The sequence below is a fragment of the Pseudomonas sp. genome (assembly GCF_050739995.1).
Lineage (GTDB): Bacteria > Pseudomonadota > Gammaproteobacteria > Pseudomonadales > Pseudomonadaceae > Aquipseudomonas.
Genome location: NZ_JBOICG010000593.1, coordinates 1 through 3,531 on the forward strand (window position 1 = coordinate 1; position 3,531 = coordinate 3,531).

At 52.5% G+C, this 3,531-nt stretch carries 5 protein-coding genes; all 5 read left to right on the forward strand.

Going from position 1 to position 3,531, the window contains the following annotated elements; all coding sequences use genetic code 11:
• The coding region (locus ACRESD_RS19705) for a hypothetical protein (RefSeq protein ID WP_431752429.1) at window positions 1–191 on the forward strand (191 nt) is incomplete at its 5' end.
• A gap of 240 nt (window positions 192–431) precedes the next feature.
• A complete protein-coding gene (locus tag ACRESD_RS19710; protein WP_431752430.1) occupies window positions 432–1,058 on the forward strand; it encodes a LuxR C-terminal-related transcriptional regulator in 627 nt (208 codons plus the stop codon).
• Window positions 1,059–1,262: 204 nt separating this feature from the next.
• Window positions 1,263–2,594: a deoxyguanosinetriphosphate triphosphohydrolase gene (locus tag ACRESD_RS19715; RefSeq protein WP_431752431.1), complete on the forward strand. Its 1,332-nt coding sequence runs from the start codon at window positions 1,263–1,265 to the stop codon at window positions 2,592–2,594.
• A gap of 166 nt (window positions 2,595–2,760) precedes the next feature.
• Window positions 2,761–3,156 (forward strand): response regulator, encoded by a 396-nt coding sequence (locus ACRESD_RS19720; protein WP_431752432.1) that lies wholly within the window; start codon window positions 2,761–2,763, stop codon window positions 3,154–3,156.
• Between the two features lie 248 nt (window positions 3,157–3,404).
• Window positions 3,405–3,531: response regulator (locus ACRESD_RS19725; RefSeq protein WP_431752433.1), on the forward strand; the 127-nt coding region annotated here is incomplete at its 3' end.

A 3,531-nucleotide genomic window follows, 5' to 3' on the forward strand; every position in this document is an offset into this window, starting at 1 on the left:
CCACTAGAGACATGTCTCAAAAACGTCGGACAGGTCGTGAAGGCGTGAAAATAAAGATGGGCAAGGACAATGGAGTGCTTGGAAAAAGCGTGGAGGCTTATCGTTCCGAGACCTCGGGCAAGACAAGACTTGTCTCAAATAGTGCATCGGTCGCCGACTTTAGCGGCCTCCCGCTTGATGCTGAACTTTAACTTGCGCTATAAACACCATTCTGAAAATTCGCTACTTATCATTTCAGGTTAAGTATTTAGAAAAACGCCATCACCGTATCTGCAAATGTCTTTCTGGGGATTAGAGGACATGATGAGTGCAAAAAAACACTGAGCATCCAGAGCACCATGCTCTGTAGTAGGTACCGAACACAGCAAGTGACACGCCTGACTTCATTCCGGGCACAGTGAGTGACACACAACACATTAGCGAATATATAAATGAAGAAAAAAGTAATATTAATTGATCGTCACCCCCTGATTTATGTTGGACTGGAAAAAATACTCAAGGAGCATGGCTACCAGTTGATCAACGGGTACAGTAAAGGTGAAGACATTTACACGGTCATTCTACAAAATCAGCCTTCATTCATAATAATTGACATCACCCAGCCACTGATTTGCGCTGCAGAATTTCTTCGCGTTGCCAGCACACTGAATATAAAAGCCAAAATCATTGTTTTCTCTGAATACGAAAACGTGCACAACCAGAGGGAGTGCCTGGCTTCAGGCATTAACGCCTACATCCCTAAACGTTTGGATTCTCGCGAGATCATAAACGCAATGGCCGCCTTGGAAAGGGGGGAAAAGTATTATCCCGCGCTAGGAAGGGCGCAGATATCCGTTCAGATTGACGACTTCGACAGCTTCATCAAAGACAACCTCACAGAACGCGAGCAGTTGATCCTCAAAAAACTGTCAGCCGGCTACTCCAACAAGGAAATTTCCGGCCAGCTACACCTGAGTAACAAAACGGTCAGCACGCATAAAAAAAGTCTGTTTAAAAAGCTTTGCACAGACAGTCTTGTTCAAGCCGTCGATATAGCCAGACTCCACGCGCTCCCGTGATTTGATTTCGTAATGACTGCATTTCTTCGTAACCCCGTCGAGCCCCTCTCTGCACCGGCAGTAGAGAAGCGTAGGGACACGGGAGCCCGTTCAGCGCTTGCTGCTGATCGATGTGGATGCGTCCGACCTGTGGATTTTCGCTTGCCCAGGCAGCGCTGAACCGGGAAGCTGGGCGAGTCATTCACCGAACGGAGAGTACCCGCCTTGGATTGGCCCACCCTGCTGACTCGCGAACGCCTTGGAAAACCGCTGCACAGCCCTGAAGAACTGGGCCGCAGCCCGTTTCACAAAGACCATGACCGCATCATCTTCTCGGGTGCGTTTCGGCGCCTGGGGCGCAAGACCCAAGTGCATCCGGTATCGAGCAACGACCATATCCACACGCGCCTGACCCACTCACTGGAAGTCAGTTGCGTTGGCCGCTCACTCGGCATGCGCGTGGGGGAGACCTTGCGCAGCGCCCTGCCCGACTGGTGCGAGCCGAGCGACCTGGGCATGGTGGTGCAATCAGCCTGCCTGGCCCATGACATCGGTAACCCACCCTTCGGGCATTCCGGTGAAGATGCCATTCGCCACTGGTTTCAGCAGGCTGCCGGGCGTGGCTGGCTGGATGACATGACCAGCGCCGAACGCAATGACTTCCTCAATTTTGAAGGCAATGCCCAAGGTTTTCGAGTACTGACCCAACTGGAATACCATCAGTTTGACGGAGGTACGCGGCTGACCTACGCCACCTTGGGCACCTACCTGAAATACCCCTGGACTGCCCGTCACGCAGACTCCCTGGGCTACAAGAAACACAAGTTCGGTTGCTACCAGAGCGAGCTGCCGATTCTTGAGCAAATTGCCCACAAACTCGGGCTGCCACAACTGGAAGAACAACGCTGGGCGCGTCATCCGCTGGTCTACCTGATGGAAGCGGCGGACGACATCTGCTACGCCCTGATCGACCTGGAAGATGGGTTGGAGATGGAGCTGCTGGACTACGCCGAGGTCGAATCGCTGTTGCTTGATCTGGTAGGCGATGACCTGCCACAGACCTATCGACAGCTGGGCCCACTGGACTCCCGTCGACGCAAACTGGCGATCTTGCGCGGCAAGGCGATCGAGCACCTTACCAACGCAGCGGCACGGGCGTTTGTCGAACAGCAGGACGCCTTGCTGGCCGGCACCCTGCCTGGCGATCTGGTCGAGCACATGCACGGACCAGCCAAGCGCTGCGTACTCGATGCCAAAGACATGGCGCGCAAGAAAATCTTCCAGGACAAGCGCAAGACGCTGCATGAAATCGGCGCTTACACCACCCTGGAAATCCTGTTGAATGCGTTTTGTGGCGCAGCCCTGGAACAACACGGCGGGCGCACGCCGTCGTTCAAGAACCGGCGCATCCTCGATTTGCTGGGTAATAGCGCACCGGACCCCGCCTGGTCGTTACATGCGTCATTCCTGCGCATGATCGACTTTATCGCCGGCATGACCGACAGTTACGCCACCGAAATGGCACGTGAGATGACAGGGCGCTCCAGCCCTCAATAAAGCACCAATCAAGCAGCCTGTTCCCTGAAAAGAATAGCCCTACGAAGGGAACAGAGCGGCCTGATCGAATTCGTACAGGCAATCGAAGAATAATCTCGCGCCCTCCAAGCGGGCCAGGCAAACAACTCCTACATTCCTTCGATGCTTGACTCACTGCGTGCTCCCTATGCCCAGACACCCTCTTCGTATTCTTGTGGTGGAGGACCATCCCTTTCAACTCCTTGCCACCCAGTGCCTACTCAAAAGCTTCGGCTTCGATCAACTGACGCCAGTGGAAAATGCAGAACAAGCCCTGCATACAATGACCCAGTCCGAATTACCCTTCGACCTGATGCTTTGCGACCAATGCCTGCCAGACCTGCCCGGACTCGAACTGATAGAGATAGCCAGCCGTAGCGGCTTTATTAGCGGAGCGATTTTGCTCAGTGGGTTACCTACCGTCGAATTGATCAACCTCGCTATTCAAGCTGCGCAACGAAGGCTGCCACTCTTGGGATATTTATCTAAGCCGTTGAACAAAGACAGCCTTGAAAAACTAATAACATCGCACCAGGAAATGTAGGACGTTAAACATTTCAACTGATGAATTTTGGTATAGCACGCAACGTAAATCCCCAGCGACTCCCGTTCATTGCTTTCGCACCCAAAATGTACACCCTCCACTTCACAAGCATGCAACAACTGGTAGGTGCAATCCTCTTTTAATGTAGGATTTTTCTTGTTTTATGTCTAGGCCATCAGCGCCGACCCTCCTGGCTCATCTTCTGAGCTAATGTGCCCGCTTTATTTGCATCTGCGCGGAACGTGATCATGAATACTGTTTTTATTATTGACGACCACCCTGTTATACGACTTGCCATTAGAATGTTACTGGAACACGAAGGTTACAAAGTCGTTGGAGAAACAGACAATGGCTGCGATGCCATACAAATGGTCC

Bases quoted from the DNA above. Each gene is read 5' to 3' on its own strand.
- ACRESD_RS19720 (WP_431752432.1), top strand. From the start codon at position 2,761: ATGCCCAGACACCCTCTTCGTATTCTTGTGGTGGAGGACCATCCCTTT.
- ACRESD_RS19710 (WP_431752430.1), top strand. From the start codon at position 432: ATGAAGAAAAAAGTAATATTAATTGATCGTCACCCCCTGATTTATGTT.